Annotated in this window: 15 protein-coding genes; 7 read left to right on the top strand and 8 right to left on the bottom strand. The window is 62.3% G+C overall.

All coding sequences use genetic code 11. The features are described 5' to 3' along the window. Positions 1-62 precede the first annotated feature (62 nt). Positions 63-1,202, top strand: a complete 1,140-nt coding sequence (locus QPK29_RS29245) for an ATP-binding protein (RefSeq protein ID WP_371771904.1) — start codon at positions 63-65, stop codon at positions 1,200-1,202. Continuing rightward, entirely contained in the window at positions 1,171-2,973 is a 1,803-nt protein-coding gene (locus QPK29_RS29240; protein ID WP_371771905.1) for a TnsD family Tn7-like transposition protein, read from the top strand. Before QPK29_RS29245 ends, QPK29_RS29240 begins: the two co-directional genes overlap by 32 nt. A 68-nt stretch (positions 2,974-3,041) precedes the next feature. Here the strand turns inward: QPK29_RS29240 and QPK29_RS29235 are convergent, their stop codons facing one another. From QPK29_RS29235 to QPK29_RS29215, 5 genes are all read right to left on the bottom strand, one after another. Then, positions 3,042-4,832 (bottom strand): TnsD family Tn7-like transposition protein, encoded by a 1,791-nt coding sequence (locus QPK29_RS29235; protein ID WP_371771906.1) that lies wholly within the window; start codon positions 4,830-4,832, stop codon positions 3,042-3,044. Positions 4,833-5,228: 396 nt separating this feature from the next. Beyond that, complete coding sequence (locus QPK29_RS29230) at positions 5,229-5,555, bottom strand: CzcE family metal-binding protein (protein WP_371771907.1); 327 nt, start codon at positions 5,553-5,555, stop codon at positions 5,229-5,231. A gap of 58 nt (positions 5,556-5,613) precedes the next feature. Then, positions 5,614-5,946, bottom strand: a complete 333-nt coding sequence (locus QPK29_RS29225; RefSeq protein ID WP_371771908.1) for a carboxymuconolactone decarboxylase family protein — start codon at positions 5,944-5,946, stop codon at positions 5,614-5,616. A 29-nt stretch (positions 5,947-5,975) separates the two neighbouring features. Beyond that, positions 5,976-7,415, bottom strand: coding sequence for an NAD-dependent succinate-semialdehyde dehydrogenase (locus tag QPK29_RS29220; protein ID WP_371771909.1), 1,440 nt, complete (start codon positions 7,413-7,415; stop codon positions 5,976-5,978). Positions 7,416-7,649: 234 nt separating this feature from the next. Beyond that, the gene (locus tag QPK29_RS29215) at positions 7,650-8,594 is read right to left on the bottom strand and encodes a LysR family transcriptional regulator (protein WP_371771910.1); all 945 of its coding nucleotides are present in this window, start codon (positions 8,592-8,594) and stop codon (positions 7,650-7,652) included. 239 nt (positions 8,595-8,833) lie between these two features. Here QPK29_RS29215 and QPK29_RS29210 point away from each other — a divergent pair, with 239 nt between their 5' ends. The 5 genes from QPK29_RS29210 to QPK29_RS29190 all read left to right on the top strand — a co-directional run bounded on the left by QPK29_RS29210 (position 8,834) and on the right by QPK29_RS29190 (position 14,647). Then, positions 8,834-9,340 (top strand): (2Fe-2S)-binding protein, encoded by a 507-nt coding sequence (locus QPK29_RS29210; protein ID WP_371771911.1) that lies wholly within the window; start codon positions 8,834-8,836, stop codon positions 9,338-9,340. Then, positions 9,337-11,577, top strand: coding sequence for a xanthine dehydrogenase family protein molybdopterin-binding subunit (locus QPK29_RS29205; RefSeq protein WP_371771912.1), 2,241 nt, complete (start codon positions 9,337-9,339; stop codon positions 11,575-11,577). Before QPK29_RS29210 ends, QPK29_RS29205 begins: the two co-directional genes overlap by 4 nt. Then, a complete protein-coding gene (locus QPK29_RS29200; RefSeq protein ID WP_371771913.1) occupies positions 11,574-12,848 on the top strand; it encodes a c-type cytochrome in 1,275 nt (424 codons plus the stop codon). Before QPK29_RS29205 ends, QPK29_RS29200 begins: the two co-directional genes overlap by 4 nt. A 194-nt stretch (positions 12,849-13,042) precedes the next feature. Further along, positions 13,043-14,023: an NAD(P)H-quinone oxidoreductase gene (locus QPK29_RS29195; RefSeq protein WP_371771914.1), complete on the top strand. Its 981-nt coding sequence runs from the start codon at positions 13,043-13,045 to the stop codon at positions 14,021-14,023. Positions 14,024-14,101: 78 nt separating this feature from the next. Continuing rightward, on the top strand, positions 14,102-14,647 hold the full coding sequence (locus QPK29_RS29190; protein WP_371771915.1) for a hypothetical protein: 546 nt from the start codon (positions 14,102-14,104) through the stop codon (positions 14,645-14,647). 62 nt (positions 14,648-14,709) lie between these two features. Here QPK29_RS29190 and QPK29_RS29185 read toward each other — a convergent pair whose 3' ends face one another. The 3 genes from QPK29_RS29185 to QPK29_RS29175 all read right to left on the bottom strand — a co-directional run bounded on the left by QPK29_RS29185 (position 14,710) and on the right by QPK29_RS29175 (position 18,602). Continuing rightward, complete coding sequence (locus tag QPK29_RS29185) at positions 14,710-14,922, bottom strand: hypothetical protein (protein ID WP_371771916.1); 213 nt, start codon at positions 14,920-14,922, stop codon at positions 14,710-14,712. Positions 14,923-15,083: 161 nt separating this feature from the next. Next, the gene (locus tag QPK29_RS29180) at positions 15,084-15,410 is read right to left on the bottom strand and encodes a hypothetical protein (protein WP_371771917.1); all 327 of its coding nucleotides are present in this window, start codon (positions 15,408-15,410) and stop codon (positions 15,084-15,086) included. Positions 15,411-15,464: 54 nt separating this feature from the next. After that, entirely contained in the window at positions 15,465-18,602 is a 3,138-nt protein-coding gene (locus tag QPK29_RS29175) for a TonB-dependent receptor (RefSeq protein WP_371771918.1), read from the bottom strand. Between the last annotated feature and the right edge of the window lie 22 nt (positions 18,603-18,624).

The following is an 18,624-nucleotide window of genomic DNA, read 5'->3' as shown; positions in this document are numbered from 1 at the left end:
CCGGGCAGCTGCTGAAGTGGAAACGGACACAGCTTAAACTAGCCGGCTGAGTGTCTTGACTGATGGGTCCACTTTACATCGTCGGACTGAGCGGGTCTGGAAAGACAACCTGCGCCGATGCGATTTTGCGAACCTACCCGCAGCAGGTTATCCATCACACCTCCTGGCGAGGGCGCCATCTGCCGATCACGCAATTGGTATGGCTGAAAGTAACCTGCCCCAAAAACGGTTCGATCTCGAGTTTCTGCCGTGAGTTCGCGCGACAGGTCGATGCAGCTCTCGGCACCGGCGGCAAATACGAAAAACTGTTTTCAAGGACAGTAATGCGTGAGGACATGCTTGAAGGGGCCATGCGCCAGATCGCTGCGACCCACTTCCTCGGCATCCTGATCATCGACGAGATTCAGCGGCTCAGTTTGCAGAAGACACACGGCACGGCGCCGTTGCTGCATTTCTTCCAGGATCTGCGCACAACCCTCCGGGTGCCGGTGGTCGAAATCGGTACCAGCAAGGCCGCCCATTTGTTCACCAATGAGATGAAGGATGGCCGCCGGGCTTCGGAAAGTGGTTTGATCCAGTTCGAACGGCCGCCAAAGCGGGTGAAGGAGTGGGACGATTTCGTTCGGCGTATCTGGACATATCAGTGGGTCCGGCAACCACAAGACCCGGATGACGAGATGCTCGATACGGTCTTCGATCTCAGTCAGAGCATTCCTGACTTCGTCGTGTTGCTCTTCAAGCTCGCGCAACAGCGTGCCATGCTCGATGGCACCGAAACGTTGACACCAAAGCTACTGCGGCAGACGTACGACGATGGGTTGGCATTGCTTCACCCTGCAATCAATGCGCTACGCACGAATACGACGAAGTCGCTATCGCAATACGAGGATTTGCTGCCGGTCGATGAAGCCCTGGCGAAATTGCTCGAGTTTCCGAAACACGTCACGGTCGTGCAGGATTATCTCGACCAGCTGTTTCCGGTGACAGGTTTTGCCGCGCCGGCAGCGGAGACCGGGCAGAGCGTATCACCACAGTCGTGTGACGGTAGCACCGAACCCGCCGGTCCCGGTGCGGTCGATCCAGCACTACCTCCCGGGTACGTAGATATGCGGACTGCGGCGGATGCGGATGATCCGCACCAGTACCTGGTCGAGAAGGGCGTGATCAGCCATGAAGGCGTCAACCTGGGCGGCCGTCGTTGAACGGGCGGCGAAACCATCCGTAGCTCTGGAAGCGAAGCTGGCAGGAAAAGCTGGCGATATCGTTGTGCCCGAGGAGACGATATTTGGCATCGTGGCCCGCCACCATGCATTGACTGGCCATCCTGCCTCCGGAGACACGCTGATCGAATTGCTGGGTCGGCGATGCGTGACGCTGGCCACGGCCTTTCCCAGTGGCCTGCACCTGATTTCGAAGCATCTCCAGTTGCCGGTGAACACGATCGAGGAACTGATCGAAGGGCACACGATCCTCCCGTGCTTCAGGCCGTTTATGAACTCTGCCCACTACACACGGATTGCCGATTCGATGGCGATGGGCACGGCAACCAATACGAAAATCACCTTGGGACTGTTGGCGAGCCGCGTGGGAGCGGAAGACGTGCCGCGTTTCTGCCCCGTCTGTGCTGGGACCGACTGCGAGACGATCGGCATAGCGACGTGGTATCGCGCGCATCAGTTTCCAGGTGTCCTGGTGTGCCCTTATCACGGTGTTCCTCTCGTTGCATTCGGCTGCCTGACGCAGCGCCTGAAACGCACGCAGTTATTTCTTCCGGCTGCGGCCACGAAGTGGAATGGTCAGAAGAGCGTTGCGAACGTCGACGATCGGGCACTTGAAAAATTAGGGGTCGTCTCGCGGCTCATTGCCCAGTTATTTTTACTTCGGGGCGTGCCACTCGACCCGCTGACCTGGCGGAACCATTACCTCGCCCATTTGGTGGATCGGAACCTGGCTACGGCCAGCATGAGGGTCCGTCACCGAGCATTGCAAAGCGCACTCCTCGATTTTTGGGGGAGCATGAGGAACCTCCCCCCGTTTGATGGCATATTCGCGCGCTGCGCTGGGGACGATTCGTGGTTGACAAGTCTTTACCGCCGGCCTCGTGCCGCGCACCACCCGCTGCTGCATGTTCTGCTGATCGGGTTTCTGGCCGAGAGCGTCGAATCCTTTCTCTGGATTGACATCCCTTCCCCGGCGGTTACTTCCGCACCTGACGAACAGGCATCCACAGCTACGGAATGCAAGATCACCGCGCTGGCAGCCGAGGGTCGGTCGATGCGTCAGGTGGCGAAAGAGCTCGGCCTGTCTGTCAACGCAGTCCTGGTCAAAGCGGAAAAAATCGGCATCGGCTTTACGCGCAGGTCCAAGAAGCTCGATGTCGCGGTCCGTTCGCGAGTGCGGCGCGCCTTGGCGGCGGGCGATACCATCGCGAATATTGCGAACACGACCGGACTGTCAGCATCGACCGTCAATCGCATCCTTGGAGCGGATCGCGGCCTGCAAACTCAGCGTACCGCCACCATACGAGAGCAGCGGCAGACACAGGCCCGTGACAAGCTGAGAGCCGCCTTGGTCGCGTCACCATCAGCCGGATTCAAGGCGCTCCAGACTGCGCTGGGGGCCGACTTCATTTGGCTGTACCGGCACGACCGAGCCTGGCTCCAGGCTCAGCTTCCCACCACACTTCGGATTGTGGAGCGGACCTCGTCAGTTGACTGGTGTGCCCGCGACATGGCGATGGCGGAGCGCGTGGAGTTGGCAGCTGCAGCGATACTGGATCCGTCGAGACGCCCGCTGCGTGTGACCCTCAACGAGATCGGGCGATACACTGGCAACGCATCGTGGCTCGACAAGCACCTTGCGCGGCTACCCCGAACGGCAGAACTGTTGTCCCAAGTCCTTGAACCAGCTGCCGTGTTTCGGGCGCGCCAGCTTGCGTGGCGTGAGAAACATACCGAGGACGCGCTACGTTAACGGCTACACTGAAGGGGTGAGAGGAACTGGTACGCATCTCTATTTTGGTCCCGGTCAGACTCGGCAATTTAGGTCTGGCTTTTCGTGTAGTACCGCCGGCCAGCAGGAGGAAATTCCCGTCCCGGGCAGGGACCGGGCCAGTCGCGTTGGATGCCGTGTTCCGCAAGCAGCCGCGTTATGGTTTCAGCGTCGTAAGAAACCGATAAATCAACATCCTGAAAAAAATGCATCAGTACGAGGGAGCGATGGTATTCCACTCCTGACCGGGCTCTTACCACGCTGATCGCAGCATGCTTGTGCGCCAGCTTGGCCCATAAAATCCGCCGGGCATAAAAGTGCCAGTTGGATTCCGCACACTCTTCCAGCGCTCGCAGAGTTTCGGGAAAGGCGTAGTGATTGAGCGTTGCAGGATCCCAGCCGGTGTCTTTGGCGAGACGGTTGATCGTAACTTTTTCTGGCTTGCCAACGGATGCATACAAGGCAGCGGCCGTCGCCATAACCGAGCGCGCACGCTCGCCATCTTTCTCACTCCTGCGTGGAACTTTTGTCGGGCCCACCGGCCTGGGTTTCAGTTGCTGAAGCTTTCGTCTCAACAGGGTAATCGCTTCTAGATCGAGAGAAACAAGTCGCTTCATCAATCCATAATGCGATTTCCACAAATCCTCTATTGAGCAATCAGGAATATCGCGAGCGCGATCGGTAAGTTCGCGCAAAAGACCGGCGATACGCTGTTTTATGCTCGGCTTGCTAGCCCTACCGTTACCGATGCCGCCGGTCCGTCGTTTCACGATGGGCTGATCAATGCCAGCCGTTCGCCCATCCCTGCTGGTCGCACCAATGGTGGCCAGGAACTGGGCTGCATCGCGAAACAGAAAATGCGCAAATAGCAGATGGCGGCCGAGCGGAGGTTCCGTGACGCTATAATCGTTCAGCATCTTCAACCATTCGCTTAGCCGGTCGTCACGATAGGCCGTATCCGTTCTTCTGAGAAAGGCTGTTCCATAGAATTTTTCCATCTCGGTCTTGATCCGGACACGGCTCACTCTGTCGTTGCCCCAACTGCATCCGATTGCACGCGCACGTTCACGATAGTTCTCGACCAGCATATGTGGTGACACCGTTGCGTGTGGGGCTGACTGTAGAAGCGTTGCAGAGAACTGGGCGTAGGACAGCGCGACGGGGTCCGCTTCTTGTGCGGGCGATATGCTGTCGAAAACATATTTTTTGCAGGTGCATCGCCGCCAAGGTACAAGGGCGAGATTGTAGTGCCGGCTGAATGAACACTCACAGTGAGGACATTTGTAAAGCAAGGGGGAACCATGCTTGCTGCACACTTCTACCCCGGGTATTTGATGGGACCGGTGAATGTAGCGAACTCCATGGACATCCAAATCTTCACGCAGGCATTCCAGGCAAAGCCGGATCGTCTCGGTTGAAAACCGCTTTGGCGTATTCGTGGCCTTGTTCGCGTTCGCTCTTCTTGGACTGGCAGGGAACGACAGTCCGTTGAAAATTGCAAGTAACGGGTACAGCGTATGCGCACGCAAGATCTCCAGCGTGCACGCTTCCACATCCTCACCTATCCGTGGTGCGAGCATCTCGATGTGCGGGGGGATCCAGGCAGACAAATTGAACGGAGCGCAGTTGAATAGCTCCTGGAAAGTGGCGGTCGGCGTCCCGTTACAGCTCAGTATATGAAACCGCCCGATAACGGAAATGATGGCTTCATCTGGTAAGGACGGCGCGACGAGGTAATGTTCGGGCCCAGTTGTTGCAAGGGGTACAGGCGCCGCAACCTGCAGCAGCTGCCGGTCGTGACTTGGTTGCACCAGAGGATCTGATGATATTCTTGTTGCCATGACGGTCCCGCTGCCCTGTCGGACGAGCACTAGGCTCGCTGTGCTGGTTCTTACTTTAGACCGCGCAGTGGTTGGGCACAAGGTCGCGTTCAACTTGGTGCGACCGGTATCGGCCACTGATTGTCGCCAATACTGTGTTGAGCGTTTGCGTGGCGCAATTTGACAAACATTGGCGGCATGTCAACAGGACGCCCAACTACCGCAGAGCGAGATTTGACAAACATTGACGGACCGGTAACATACCTAAGTTGTTGATTTTACAGACACGGATTTGACAAACATAATTTGATCTATTCAGCACCTGCGCATGGCCAGCAAGCAAACAACCCGCAAGCCCTTGGGCTGCGGGTTTTTTGTTCCTGGCACATGAGGAAGCTGCCAAGCTTCTCCGATGGTTTACGGACGGTAATACTCGCCCGGCGCCACATAGACTTCGACGCCGTTGATGTTCATCGTGTTGGGGGAAATTTTGGCGAGGGCGAATTCCGCGACATTGTTAAAGGTGTCGACATGCCACGTGAAGCGTTGCCCGCCCTTTTCGAAGGTGACGGTCTCGCCATTGGTCACGTTCACGAAACGTGTCTGCGGCGTGAGCTCGATGACGCGGTCGGCGGAATTCGACGATACGGGCTGGCCGTAAGCCGCCGCGTCGCCGCGTGGTGCGGCATTGGCTGCGGTAGCGAAGACGGCGGCGAGGAGCAGGATGGTCGTTTGGGTTTTCATGATGTTCTCCTTGAAAAAAATTTGCAGGTCGAGGTACAGGGTGGATAAGGGATGACGCTTACTTGCCGGATCCGCTGTTCAACGCGGCGTTCGCATACGCCGACGCGCTGATGGCGGCCGGGAAGCCGGCGTAAAAAGCCAGATGGGTGATCGCAGCCGACAGTTCGGTCGCGGTGAGGCCGTTGGCGACGCCGCGCTTCAGATGGGGGCCCAATTCGTCCACATGGCCCAGCGCAACGAGCGCGGCGATGGTGATCAGGCTGCGGTCGCGTGGCGCCAGGTCGGGGTCGGTCCAGACTTGCGAATACAGCGGGCGTTCGACCAATGCGGTGAGCTTGGGCGTGAATGCGCGCGCAGCGTCGCGCGGGCTGGAAAAATCGATCGTGTTCATGGCGATGCCTTTCTTTTCTATGTGCGGGTTCAGACCTGGCTGATGAATTTATTGACCAGGTAATGGTGGATGCCTTCGGTACCGCCTTCGGAGCCGATGCCGCTTTCCTTCATGCCGCCGAAAGGCAGTTCCGTAGCGACGATGCGATACTGGTTGATGCCGATCATTCCGGCTTCCAGGCCGTCGGCGACATCGATGGCGGTGCGGGCATCGCGGGTGAATGCGTATGCGGACAGGCCATAGGGCAGGCGATTCGCTTCCGCGAGCGCGTCGTCCAGGCCGTCGAACGGACGCAGTACCGCGATCGGGCCGAACGGCTCTTCGTGCATGACGCGCGCACTCATCGGCACGTCGGCCAATACGGTCGGCTCGAAGAAATACCCCGGGCCGGGGATGCGATTGCCACCCGTGAGCAGCCGCGCGCCCTGGCGCACGGCGTCCTCGACGAGGGACTCCATTTTGGCCAGCTGGCGGGCGTTGGCGAGCGGACCGACCTGGGTCGCGGCGTCCAGGCCGTCGCCTACGACGAGTGCGCGGGTGGCGGCGACGAAGCGTTCGGTGAACTGGAGGTAGATGTCACGCTGGATGAGGAAGCGTGTCGAGGAGATGCAGACCTGGCCGGTACCGCGGAAGCGGTTCGCGGCACCGCCGGCGGCGGCGGCGTCCAGGTCCGCGTCCCTGAACACCAGCACAGGACCATGCCCGCCCAGTTCCAGCGTGATCGGCTTGACGCCTGCCGCGGCACGTTCGGCCAGCAGGCGGCCGACGGGCATCGATCCGGTAAATGCCACCTTGCGGATCACCGGCGACGCGATCAGTCGGGAGGACACGGCGTCCGGTACGCCGAACACGACCTGCAGCACGCCCTTCGGCAGGCCGGCGTCGTCCAGTGCCCGCGCCAGGGCCAGCGCCGTCGCCGGACTTTCCTCGCCGGGCTTGATGATCACGCTGCAGCCGGCAGCAAGGGCGGCGGACAGTTTGCGGGCCGGCGTAATGGCAGGGAAATTCCATGGTGTGAAGGCGGCCACCGGGCCGATCGGTTCGCGCTTGACCAGTTGCAGCACACCGGGGCGGTTGGCCGGCACCACGCGGCCGTCGATGCGGCGTGCCTCTTCCGCGAACCACTCGAAATAGTCGGCCGCGCGCAGCACTTCGTCACGGCTTTCCACGAGGGGTTTGCCTTCTTCAAGCGTCATCAGGGTCGCGATGTGCTCGGCGCGTTCACGCATGAGGTCGGCACCGGCCTTGAGAATACGTGCGCGCTCGGCCGGAGCCGTACGGCGCCACGTCGCGAATCCGCGTTCGGCGGCAGCCAGCGCACGATCCAGGTCGGAAGCGTCGGCCAGCGGCACGCGGCCGAGCACGGCATTCGTTGCGGGGTTGACGACGGCAACGGTGTCGCGCGCTTCCGCGTCCAGCCAGCGTCCGTCGATGAACAGATATAAAGGGTCGTACGAAAAAGTTTTCATGTTGGTTCCTTCCGGAAGAGGTCTCGATGTGGACATTGCGTAGGAAGAAGATTAGGTCTTGCGCGCCCGCTTGATAATCCGGCGGCGGCCCACAATGGCTTTGCAGCGCATGCACAAATGGGCGAAAGCGGCAGCGCGGCACGTGGCCGGCGCGCGGTGCGCGACCAGGAAGATCAAGGTGTGGATGGAACAAGCCGGCATGTCCGTGCGCCGGACAATGCCACGCCAGCCGCGTCAGGAACCGGGGTGCTCCGGTGTATGGGATGAGACCGCCCAGAACTCGGGTGCGCCGATGTACGTCTTGAGGGCATCGATGAAGGTCCGCAGCTTGACTGCAGGCTGCGCGAGCGCACGCAGCAGATGGATGTCGGTCCGCATGCAGGGCAAGGCACACGACTCCGGCGACAGGTGTACCAGCTTGCGTTCCTTGATCGCAGGACCGACCACCCAGTCGGGCAACAGCGCAATGCCCATACCGGCACTGACCGCCAGGAACATCGCCTCGAAATCGTCGCACCGGAATACCGCCTGGCCGGCGCCGATGGGCTGGCCGAGCAGGTCCGCCCATCCAAGCAGGTCGTTGCCGTGCAGCTTGTCGATGAGGCAGTGTTCCCTGAGCTGGTCAGGCGTACATCCGGTCACCCTGCGATGCTCGAGGTAGGCGGGACTTGCGCACAGCAGGCGGGTTTGCCTGGCGATGCGCGTGGCGATCAGCGTGCTGTCGGCAAGGCTGCCGATGCGGATCACCGCATCCAGCCGTTCCGACACGGGATCGGCGAGACGTTCGGTCAAGTCCAGTTCGACGCGCAGTGCCGGATGCTGCACGGCCAGCCTGGCGACGACGGGGATCACATAGCGCCGGCCGAACGTGGGAAAACAGGCGATGCGCAGTACGCCCTGCACCTCGCCTTTCATCGAGGCGATCTCCTGTTGTGCGTCGTCGAGTTCGTCGAGGACGCGACGGGCGCGCACCAGCAGGGCCTCCCCGGATTCGGTCAGCGTGAGCATCCGGGTCGAGCGCAGGAACAGCGCCGTGTCCAGGTGCGATTCGAGCGCGTCGATCTGGCGCGCCACGGACGACGGCGTGATGCCTCTGCGCCGCGCCGCGCCGGAGAAACTGTTTTCGCGGGCGACGTCGGCAAAGACCCCGAGATATTCGGCAAATCGGTCCGTCAGCATGCGCGCTCCCTGAACAGGTAAGAAATTCAGTGGGCGATTATCACATGAAAAGAAGGCGGATTTTCATGCACCTATACCTTGGTATAAGAGGTGCCACCGAAACGCGAATACGCCGCCAGAGGACTAATCCTGATTGTGCAAAACGTGCAAAACCGTTTATACCAAAGGTCAGTGTTTCCCGGCCGGTGTTCGTTGCTAACCTGAATTAAGCGATACACGACGAATTTCAGGAGCAAACCATGTCTTACACCATCAGGGTCAACGGCCATTCCCATGCGGTCGATACATCCGCCGACACGCCTCTGCTTTGGGTACTGCGCGATATCCTCGGCATGACCGGAACCAAATTCGGATGCGGGATCGCGCAGTGCGGCGCCTGCACTGTTCATCTCGATGGCGCGCCGGTACGCGCCTGCGTCCTGCCCGTGTCCGCGGTGGGCGACCGCAGGGTGACCACCATCGAAGCAATCGGCAACACCGAGAATGGAAAACGTATCCAGGATGCCTGGCTCGCCGTCGATGTCGTCCAGTGCGGTTATTGCCAGTCCGGGCAAATCATGGCGGCCACCGCGCTCCTGAATCGCAATCCTGCGCCGACGGACCGTGACATCGATGCCGCGATGTCGGGAAATATCTGCCGGTGCGCGACCTATGTGCGGATCCGGGCAGCCATCAAGCAGGCCGCCACCGGACACGTGGAAGGCACCCAGGTGGTTCCACTGGTTGCTCAGGGAGGACGGCCATGAGCAATGACGTCGCCGCCGGGCGCCGCGCGTTCCTGAAGGCAGGCGGCCTTGCCGTCGCTTTCAGCTGGCTCGGACCCGCCAGGTCCGCCCTGGCGCTCGTCGACCCGCATCGCCAAGCCGGCGATATGCTCGCCGCCGCGGCCGACGGTGCCCCCGTTTTTGCGCCGAATGCTTTCGTGCGGATCGATGCCGACGGCGCCATCCGCCTGGTGATGCCGATGGTCGAAATGGGTCAATCCATCTACACGGGATCGTGCATGCTGCTGGCGGAAGAACTCGACGTCGGCCTCGACCAGATCCGTGTCGAGCATGCGCCGCCCAGCGATGCACTCTACGGGATGAAGATCCTCAAGGCGCAGATTACCGGTGGCTCGACGAGTACGCGCAGTACGTTCACGGAACTGCGCCAGGCTGGCGCGGTCGCTCGTTCCTTGCTGGTCGCCGCAGCAGCGGCGCGTTGGAAAGTGACTCCCGATTCTTGCACCGTCGAACGCGGCGTCATTCATCATCGCGCTTCCGGACGGCGCCTGCGCTATGCCCAGGTTGCCGTCGCGGCCGGCAAGTTGCCGGATCCGGGCGACGTCAAACTCAAGGATGCCAGCGCGTTCCGCCTCATCGGCAAGCCCATGGCGCGGCTGGATGCCCACGACAAGGTGCGCGGTGCGACGAGGTTCGGCATCGATGTCGAGGTGCCGGGAATGCGCGTCGCCACCGTAAAAGCCTGCCCCACCTTCGGGGGCAGGCTGGTGAACGTGGATGACCAGGCGGCCCGTGCCGTTCCCGGGGTGATCGACATCCTGCGCATCGATAACGCCGTCGCGGTGGTCGCGACGCATTTCTGGGCCGCGAAACGCGGACTGGAAGCGCTGGAGATCGAATGGGAGCATGGCGTCAATGCGGCACTGACGACGAAGGACCTGCGCGGCGCGCTGGCAGCGAGCCAGGCCAGGGGCCATGCGATCGTCGGCCACGACACGGGAAGCCGGCCTGTCGGAGACCGCGCCGAGGCGACCTACAGGCTGCCGATGCTTGCGCACGCCACCATGGAACCCCTCAATGCGACCGTCCACGTCACGTCTTCCGGGTGCGAGATCTGGGCGGGTACGCAGGTGCCGACCCGCGTGGTGGCCAATGCGGCAAAGATCACCGGCCTGCCGGTCGAGAAGATCACGCTGCATGCCCAGTACCTGGGCGGAGGATTCGGGCGCCGGCTGGAAACCGATTATGTCGACCAGGCGGTGGCCTTCGCCAGGCTGGTCGCCTATCCGCTGAAGATCGTCTGGACGCGTGAAGAAGACATCCGGCACGACATCGTCCGTCCGATGTACCACGACGTCGTCTCCGCGGTCGTCGACAAGCAGGGCTATCCCGTCTGGTTCGGCGACCGGATCTGCAGCGCAACCGTGCTTGGCCGCTGGCGCCCGGGCGGCATGCGCAAGAACGGCCTGGACGGCGACGCCATCGAGTGCGCGGCCGATCTTCCCTACGCCATCCCCCACATGAAAGTCGAATGGGTGCGGCACGACATGCCGGCGGGTTTGCTCGTCGGGTGGTGGCGCGGCGTCGGGGCCTTGCACAACCTGTTCGTCGTCGAGAGTTTTTTCGACGAACTGGCCCATCGCGCCAAGGCCGATCCGGTGGCCTGGCGCCGCGCGATGTTGCACGACAATCCGCGTACCCTGGCCGTCCTCGAACGGGCGGCGGCAAAGATGGGCTGGGGCAGTCCGCTGCCTGCGCGGGTCGGGCGTGGCGTCGCGGTGGGCGAACCGTTCGGGAGCAAGGTCTGCGCGATGGTCGAAGTCGAGGTCGGTGCACAAGGGGATATCCGGCTCAGGCGCGCAGTCATCGCCGTCGACTGCGGCATTGCGGTGAACCCGGGGTCCATCGAAGCGCAGCTGCAAGGCGGCCTCCTGTTCGGACTGAGCGCCGCCTTGTTCAACGAGATCACCATCGAACAGGGCGCCATCCAGCAAGGCAATTTCAACGATTACCGCATGATGCGGATGAATGAAACACCGCTGGTCGACGTCCTGATCGTCGACAGCGCCGAGGCGCCGGGCGGCATTGGCGAAGTCGGCACCGCGATCGCCGCGCCGGCGCTGTGCAATGCCATCCACGCGGCGACCGGCATCCGCTTGCGCGAACTCCCGGTACGCAGGGAGGTGCTGGCCCTGGACAGGCGCGCCTCTGCCGATGGGCATGCAACGGGCGACAACCTGCGGGAGCACACGGCATGAAACGCATTTTCATCCTTGCCCCGTTCTGCCTGGCCGTCGGGTTGGGCGCATACGGCTACCTGACCCGCTCCGATCCCGCTGCGGGTACCGCACCGGTGGTGCATGGCGCGCCCGCGACGGCATCCCGCGTCGCACGGGGCGAATACCTGGCGCGCGCCGCCGATTGCGTCGCCTGCCATACCGTCCCGGGCGGCAAGCCCTTCGCGGGTGGGCTGGCGTTCAGGCTTCCCTTCGGCACGCTGTACTCGTCGAACATCACGGCGGACCGGGAAACCGGCATCGGCGCCTGGAGCGACGACGACTTCGTCCGGGCGCTCCACGACGGTATCCGGCGGGACGGGAAGCGGCTGTACCCGGCGTTTCCCTACACCTCCTATTCGATGTTGAGCCGTGAAGATGTCCTGGCCATCAAGGCATACCTCTTCAGCCTGCCCACGACCCGCCAGGAGACGCCGCAGCCCGGACTCGTTTTCCCGTTCAACCAGCGCTGGGCAATGGGATTCTGGAACGCGGCGCTCTTCAGGAGCGCGCGCTTTGCCGCCGCGCCGGACAAGTCGACGGAGTGGAACACCGGAGCGTATGTCGCGCTCGCCCTCGCCCACTGCGCGGAATGCCACACGCCGCGGAACATCGGCTTCGCGCTCGATCGCGGTAACGAACTGGGCGGCGCGATCGTGGAGGGCTGGCGGGCACCCAACATCACGGCGGACCCGGTGCATGGCATCGGCCGCTGGACCGACGAGGCGTTGTACCAGTATCTCAGGCACGGCCACGCGCCCGGCCACGGGTCGGCCGGTGGGCCGATGGGCGAGGCCGTCGAGAACAGCCTGCAGTACCTGGACCCGGGAGATACGAGGGCATTGATCACCTACCTGCGCAGCGTGCCCGCGCGCGCCGGCGCGGACCCCGCCGACGTGAATACGAAGCCGGAGCGTATGGCTGCCACGCCGGCAGGACTTCAACAGGGCTTGAGGCTGTTCGAAGGCAGTTGCGCAAGCTGCCACCAGTGGAACGGCCAGGGAACGCAGTCCCAGTACGCAGCCTTGCTGGGCGCGAGGTCGATCAGCGATCCATCGGGCCGGAACATCGTGCAGACGCTCCTGCACGGGACACATATGCGCGTGGCGGACCAGGACGTGTTCATGCCTGCGTTCGCGGGCGGATTGAGCGATGCCGACATCGCGCAGGTCAGCAATTACGTGATTTATCAGTTTGGCGGCAAGCAGGGGAAGGTAACCCCTGGGATGGTCGCGAAGCAGCGCGGGCAGTAGCGTTTTCGGCGCGCACTTGTGCGAAACGCGCATAGCGGTTTGTCGACGGCGCCGGATTATCAGCCCGGCCGTACGCCGCTATTCTGGTTCCAGCTCTTCTCCTGCACGACGACGCAGAAACAGGGCGGTCACGAGGCGCACCGGATCGACGATATCCAGCGTAACCACTCATCTACATCTTTGAAGGAACCATCATGAAAGCGATCATCTTCGACCAGTTCGGCGCAGCAGACGTCCTCAAGATCGGCGACGTACCGGAGCCGGTGCTGCGGCCCCACGATCTCCTGGTGCGCACCCGTGCCGCCGGCGTCAACCGTGCTGACCTCACGCATCGCCGCGGCGGCTATGGGCGTCCCGACTTCGGCGATTCGACCATCATGGGGCTGGAAATCGCCGGCGACGTGATCGCCGTGGGCGAGGAAGTGCGGGGTTTCGCCGTGGGCGACCGTGTGATGGGCATTGTCGGCGGCGGCGCCTATGCGGAAGTCTCGCGCATCGATTACCGCATGGCGATGCCGATTCCCGCGAGCCTGGACTATGTGCAGGCCGCCGCGATTACCGAGGTCTTCGTGACGGCCCACGAAGCGCTGATTCATCTGGGCAGGCTGGACGCCGGCGAGACGGTACTCGTCCATGCGGGCGCCGGCGGCGTCGGCGGGGCCGCGGTGCAGTTGGCGCATGCGCTGGGTGCCACGGTGTTCGCCACGGCGCAGGCATCGGCCCACGATCTCGTGCACAGGCTCGGCGCGGACCACGCGATTGACTACGAGAGGGAAGACTTCGCCGAAGTGATCGCCAGGCTGACCGACGGCCGCGGCGTCGACCTGATCCTCGACTTCATCGGTGCGCCTTACTTCGAGCGCAATGTGAACTCGCTCGGCTTCGGCGGGCGCCTGGTCCAGATCGGCATCATGGGCGGCATCGAGAACGCGAAGATCCCGCTGGACCGTCTGCTGTATCGCCACCTGCAGATCATCGGCACCGTCATGAAGTCGCGCACCCAGGACGTCAAGCACGGCATGTCGCGCCGCTTCAAGGAGCGCTGGCTGTCCGAGTTCGCCGAGGGTCGTCTTGCACCGGTCATCGACAGCACGTTCCCGCTTTCCGAAGCCGGCGCCGCGCAGAAGCGCATGGAGGACGGGCTGAATGTCGGGAAGATTGTCCTGACCACTTGAACGTAATTTTTGCCGCTCTTGGCAAACCAATATGCGAGCACCTATCGGGCTTGGCATATCAATTTTAGGAGAACTATCATGACTGTCATACGTAACGATCTGGTCCTGTCGCAATCCGCATTCAGCCACGTCATCGACGTGCCTTTCGAAAAAGTCGATATCGCCAAATGGCTGTTCTCGCTGCCTGACGCCGAGTACCAGCGTTGCGCGCCGCCGGATCACATCGCCGCCGGCGCGACCTTCACCGACGACGGCCGTCGCATGTCGATCAACGTCGAGATGATCGGCACGGGCCTGGTCGTCCAGCATTACGTGGGCGAGGTCACGGAAGCCGCGCATTGCAGGATGGTGTCCACGTCCGACGTGTTCACGCCGAACGGCCGCACCAGGGTCCAGGTGATCTGGGACCTGAGCGTCAGGAAGATCGACGACACGCGTTGCGAGTACACGAACAGCGTCGTCTCGCACCCGACCGAGGAATTCCTGGAATTCATCAAGGAACATGGCATCTCGTGGGAGAAGGCCCAGTCGGACCGCCAGCAGTCGTCGGGCGACCACAATCGCCGCGAAACACCGCTGTTTGCGGAAAGCATTGCGCGTGCGGCGCGCCGCGCTGCGATCTGACGCGCCGGCGACATGGCACAAGCCGTACGGCCCAGGCCGCACGGCCACCCGGGCCGCCATGGTCACACCACCATCGGCCCCCCAATGTTCCCTTTGAATATCTCCATATTCAGCGAGAAATCGTCCACGGTGCCGGCGGTCCGGCCATCGACCAGCACGCTGATCGCCCGGCCGCCGGATACCCGCTTCATCTCCTCGCTCGACAGCGAGCGCACTCGCGAGCCGGCCGACGCCGTGCCGTCAAAGGCCAGGTCTTCGATAATCAATGTGTTCATGATGGTTCTCCTCGAATGGTTGGAAGTGGAACGGCGCGCATGTCACGCGCCCACTTCCCACCATGCAGGGAGCATGCCACCTGCCGCGTAACGGGCAGGCCGGCATGGACGGCGGTTTGTGTTGGTGCGGGACCAACACATCGCCTGAGACTGTTGGAAGATCAGTTTTTGCCGGACGATTTGGCCGCCACTTCACGATACCGGGCTTCCGTCTCGGCCAAGCCGATGCGGGCCTGGACGAGCTGGGTCTGCATGCGGATGCGTTCCACCTCTTGCTGCATGGCTGGGAGTCCGGAGCCCTCTTGTGGTGCCCAGATCAAATCTCCGCCTTTGCCCATGGCATTGCCGCGCGTGCACACGCGGCCATTCAACGCGGCCCCTTCGGAAAACTTCTGGTCCTGGTAAAAACAGTAGGATGGGTCGGCGGCCTTGACGGGGCCGACGAAAACGGCCGCCAATGCGGTGGCCGTGATGAACATCGATTTCATTGCGTTCCTGTTCAGGTAACGCCGCGCCGGCTCGCACCGGCGCGGCACTTCAGGTTAGAACACGTAGGTGGCCTGCATGCGGAAGCTGCGGCCCGGATCGAACCAGGAACGGCCCATGTCGCCAGGGGTCTGCTGGTTGACCTGTTTCGTCACCGTACGGGTCAGGTTGCTGATGTTGAAGCTGCCCGAGAAGTGGTCGCTGAAGCGGTAGTTGATGCCCGCATCCCACTGGCCCACCGGCAGCTGCCACACCGGGATCCCGAAGCCCGCATCCTGCAGCGGGTTGCCTTTGTCGTCCACGTGCGCCGGATCGGCGCTGGTGCCGTTGGAGCCCTTGGCGCCATAGACACCGGTCGCCAGCAAGGTACGGTCACGCCAGGAATACGCCAGACGCGCCGACACCGGGCCGCGGTCGTACATGAAGGCCATGTTGAAGGCGCGCTTCGACATGTACGGCACCGGCAGATCCTTGTACGGGATGCCGTTGGTGTCGCAGCCATACAGCGCTGCAGATCCCTTCAGCTCGCCGCCGGACGGGCAGAAATTCGACGGGTTCGGGTGGTACAGCTGCTGCTTGCCTTCGATATAGGTGAAGTTCGACGACACGCCGAAACCCTTCGCCCAGTCCGGCAGGTAGTCGCTCACGCCGGGCAGGTGGTCGAGGTAGGTCATGCCGGCCAGCTCGATACCGCGCACACGGGCCTTGGCCGCGTTGGCCGGGCCGGTGATCGTGAACTCCATATCGTTGCCGGCGAGATCCTTATACGTCCTCGTATAGGATTCGTTCATGATGATGTCCTTGACCTGCTTGTAGAAGAATGCAGCGGTCAGGGATTGGCCCGGGCGCGGATACCATTCCAGCGTCAAGTCGACATTGTTCGACTTGAGCGGCTTCAGCTTCACGTTACCCTCGTTGGTGCCGGTGTACGCGATCGTGGTGATCTTCTTGCTGTCGTTGGGATCGTTGATCACGTTCTGCGACAGCGTGATGTACTCCTGCAGCTGATCGAAACCAGGACGGTAGATGCCGCGCGACAGCGCCACGCGTGCCTGCAGCTTGTCCGTCAGGCTCGCCTTCAGGTTCAGGCTGGGGATTACGTCGACGTGGCTGGACTTGAGATCCATCGGATCGCTGATCTCGCCGAAGCGCGGGACGTTCGGATTGGTGGTCTCGCTATAACTCGGCTTGAACACCGTGTAACCATGGGCCACGGTGTTGGTCCGGACCACGCGTACGCCCGCGACGCCGTCCACCGGATATTTCCAGTTGTCGAAGCCGAAGCGCAGGTTGCCGTACAGGGCCTGGGTGCCTTCGCTGTGCCGGCTGACGTACTGCGGTTCGGTGCTGAAGCCAGGCGGGCGCCAATCGGCGCCGGCCGTCGAGCAATCGCTCGTCGCGCCCGTCAGCCTGTTGTCGTCCTCGCAGTTATAGCGCAGCACGGTCAGCAGGTTCCTGTACGAGGCCATGTTCCTGACCATCGACGCGGCGGGCACGACGAACGTCGGCGGTGCAGGCATCCTGCCGTTGAAGAAGTCAGGGAACGAGAAGGTTTGAACGTTGCCCAGCGCTGCGTATTTCGGGTCGCTAAAGTAACCGAAGTTCGGGCGCTGCCAGTCCCAGCTTTCGAGGTGCGGAATTTGGCCCGGGACGTCGGTTTCCTTCACGCCCCATTCTTCCTGGTAGGATTTCCAGCCCGAACCGGCATTCTTGTCCTTGCGGGACTTCCGCTCCGTGATACGTACGCCGAAGCGGACGTCGCGCAGCACCGGATGGTCGAAGCTGTATTTGCCATCCAGTTTCCAGGCGTACAGATCCGCCTTGGCGCGGTTGTACTCAGGCTGCGAAATGCCCCAGAAGTAGTTGCGGGGATCGGCCATGAAGGCGACCGCCTTGTCGTTGAAATTGAACGCGGGCCGCGAACCGGAGACGTCCAGGCCTTCGCTCGGCAGGAACGTGCCGAGGTTGAGCATGCCGTAATTGCCGTTGTTGGTGGCGTGCACCCACTGCAGATCGTTCTGGAACGACCAGCTTTCGTTGACGCGCCATTTGAAGTTCCACGCCAGCTCGCGCGTGCGGCCATGCACGTCGCGGAAGTTCTGGGTGGTGTTCATGGCGAGGCCGCCGTCCACGAACTGGTTCGCGCCCCTGCCGCCGATCGGATAGCTGAGGATGCCCGACTGGAACACGCCGGCGCTGTTGAACTTGGCGTCGGTGTAGACGGTCTTGTACGGATTTTCAGGGTTGACACCCATCGAGACATTCGCGTTGACCTGATGGAAAGCGGAGTCGAAGTACGTCAAAGACGATTCCAGGTTGTCCTTCTTCCACTGCAACGCGCCATAAAAGCCCACGCGGCGGGTATCTTCGTTGTTGCTACCCCAGTCGCCGCCGCCCGGCACCCACGCCGTCTGGCCCTTGATGAGGTCGCTCCTCGGGTAGTAGACGTTCTGGTCGATCGTGTCGTAGCGGAATTTGGTGCGGTTGAACGACAAATCCACCAGTGCGCCGAATTCGCCGGCGCGGGTCTTCCACCGGTTCGAGTACAGACCCGAGAAGCCCGGCGATTTGGTCTTGCCCAGTTCGGCGTAATTGCCCGTGGTGGTCAGCGCGCCGTACTGGCCCGGGGCGTCGAACGGCAGGCGCGTGCGCAGGTTGATCTGGCCGCTGATGCCGCCTTCGATCAGGTCGGCGGACGGATTCTTGTAGACCTCCACGCCCGCCATCAGTTCCGGCGGCACGTCGCCCCAGCTCAGTTCGCGTCCAGGCCAGCCGGCCGAGAACGTTTCGCGGCCGTTCATCGTGGACGAACCCCAGGACAGGCCGCGCACCTGCACGCCCGAACCTTCCACGTTGAATTCCAGGCCGTTCGCGGCCAGGGAGGCGCCCTGGCGCGACTGATTACGGTCCATCGTGACGCCCACCACGCGCTGCAGCACCTCGGTGATCGAGCGGTCGGGCAGCTTGCCGGCTTCGTCGGCGACGACCGCATCGACGATCTGGTCGGAATCGCGCTTGATCGCCGTCGCGGTCTCGAGCTGCTTGCGCTGGCCGGTCACCACGACGGTGGTGGTGGCGCCGTCGGTCGTCTGCGCCTGCGCGCTGCCGCACAGCATCGCGAACTGCGCCGCGGCCATCGCCAGCGCGGTCATCTTGATCGTCTTCCTGACGACCTTCGTCTCATCTCTTGTCATTATTGATGTCCTTTGTCTATGC

The sequence above is a fragment of the Massilia orientalis genome, assembly GCF_030411975.2.
Classification (GTDB): domain Bacteria; phylum Pseudomonadota; class Gammaproteobacteria; order Burkholderiales; family Burkholderiaceae_D; genus Telluria; species Telluria orientalis.
The sequence above is the reverse complement of the archived record's forward strand: the minus strand, read 5'-3'. Positions and strand labels throughout refer to the sequence as shown.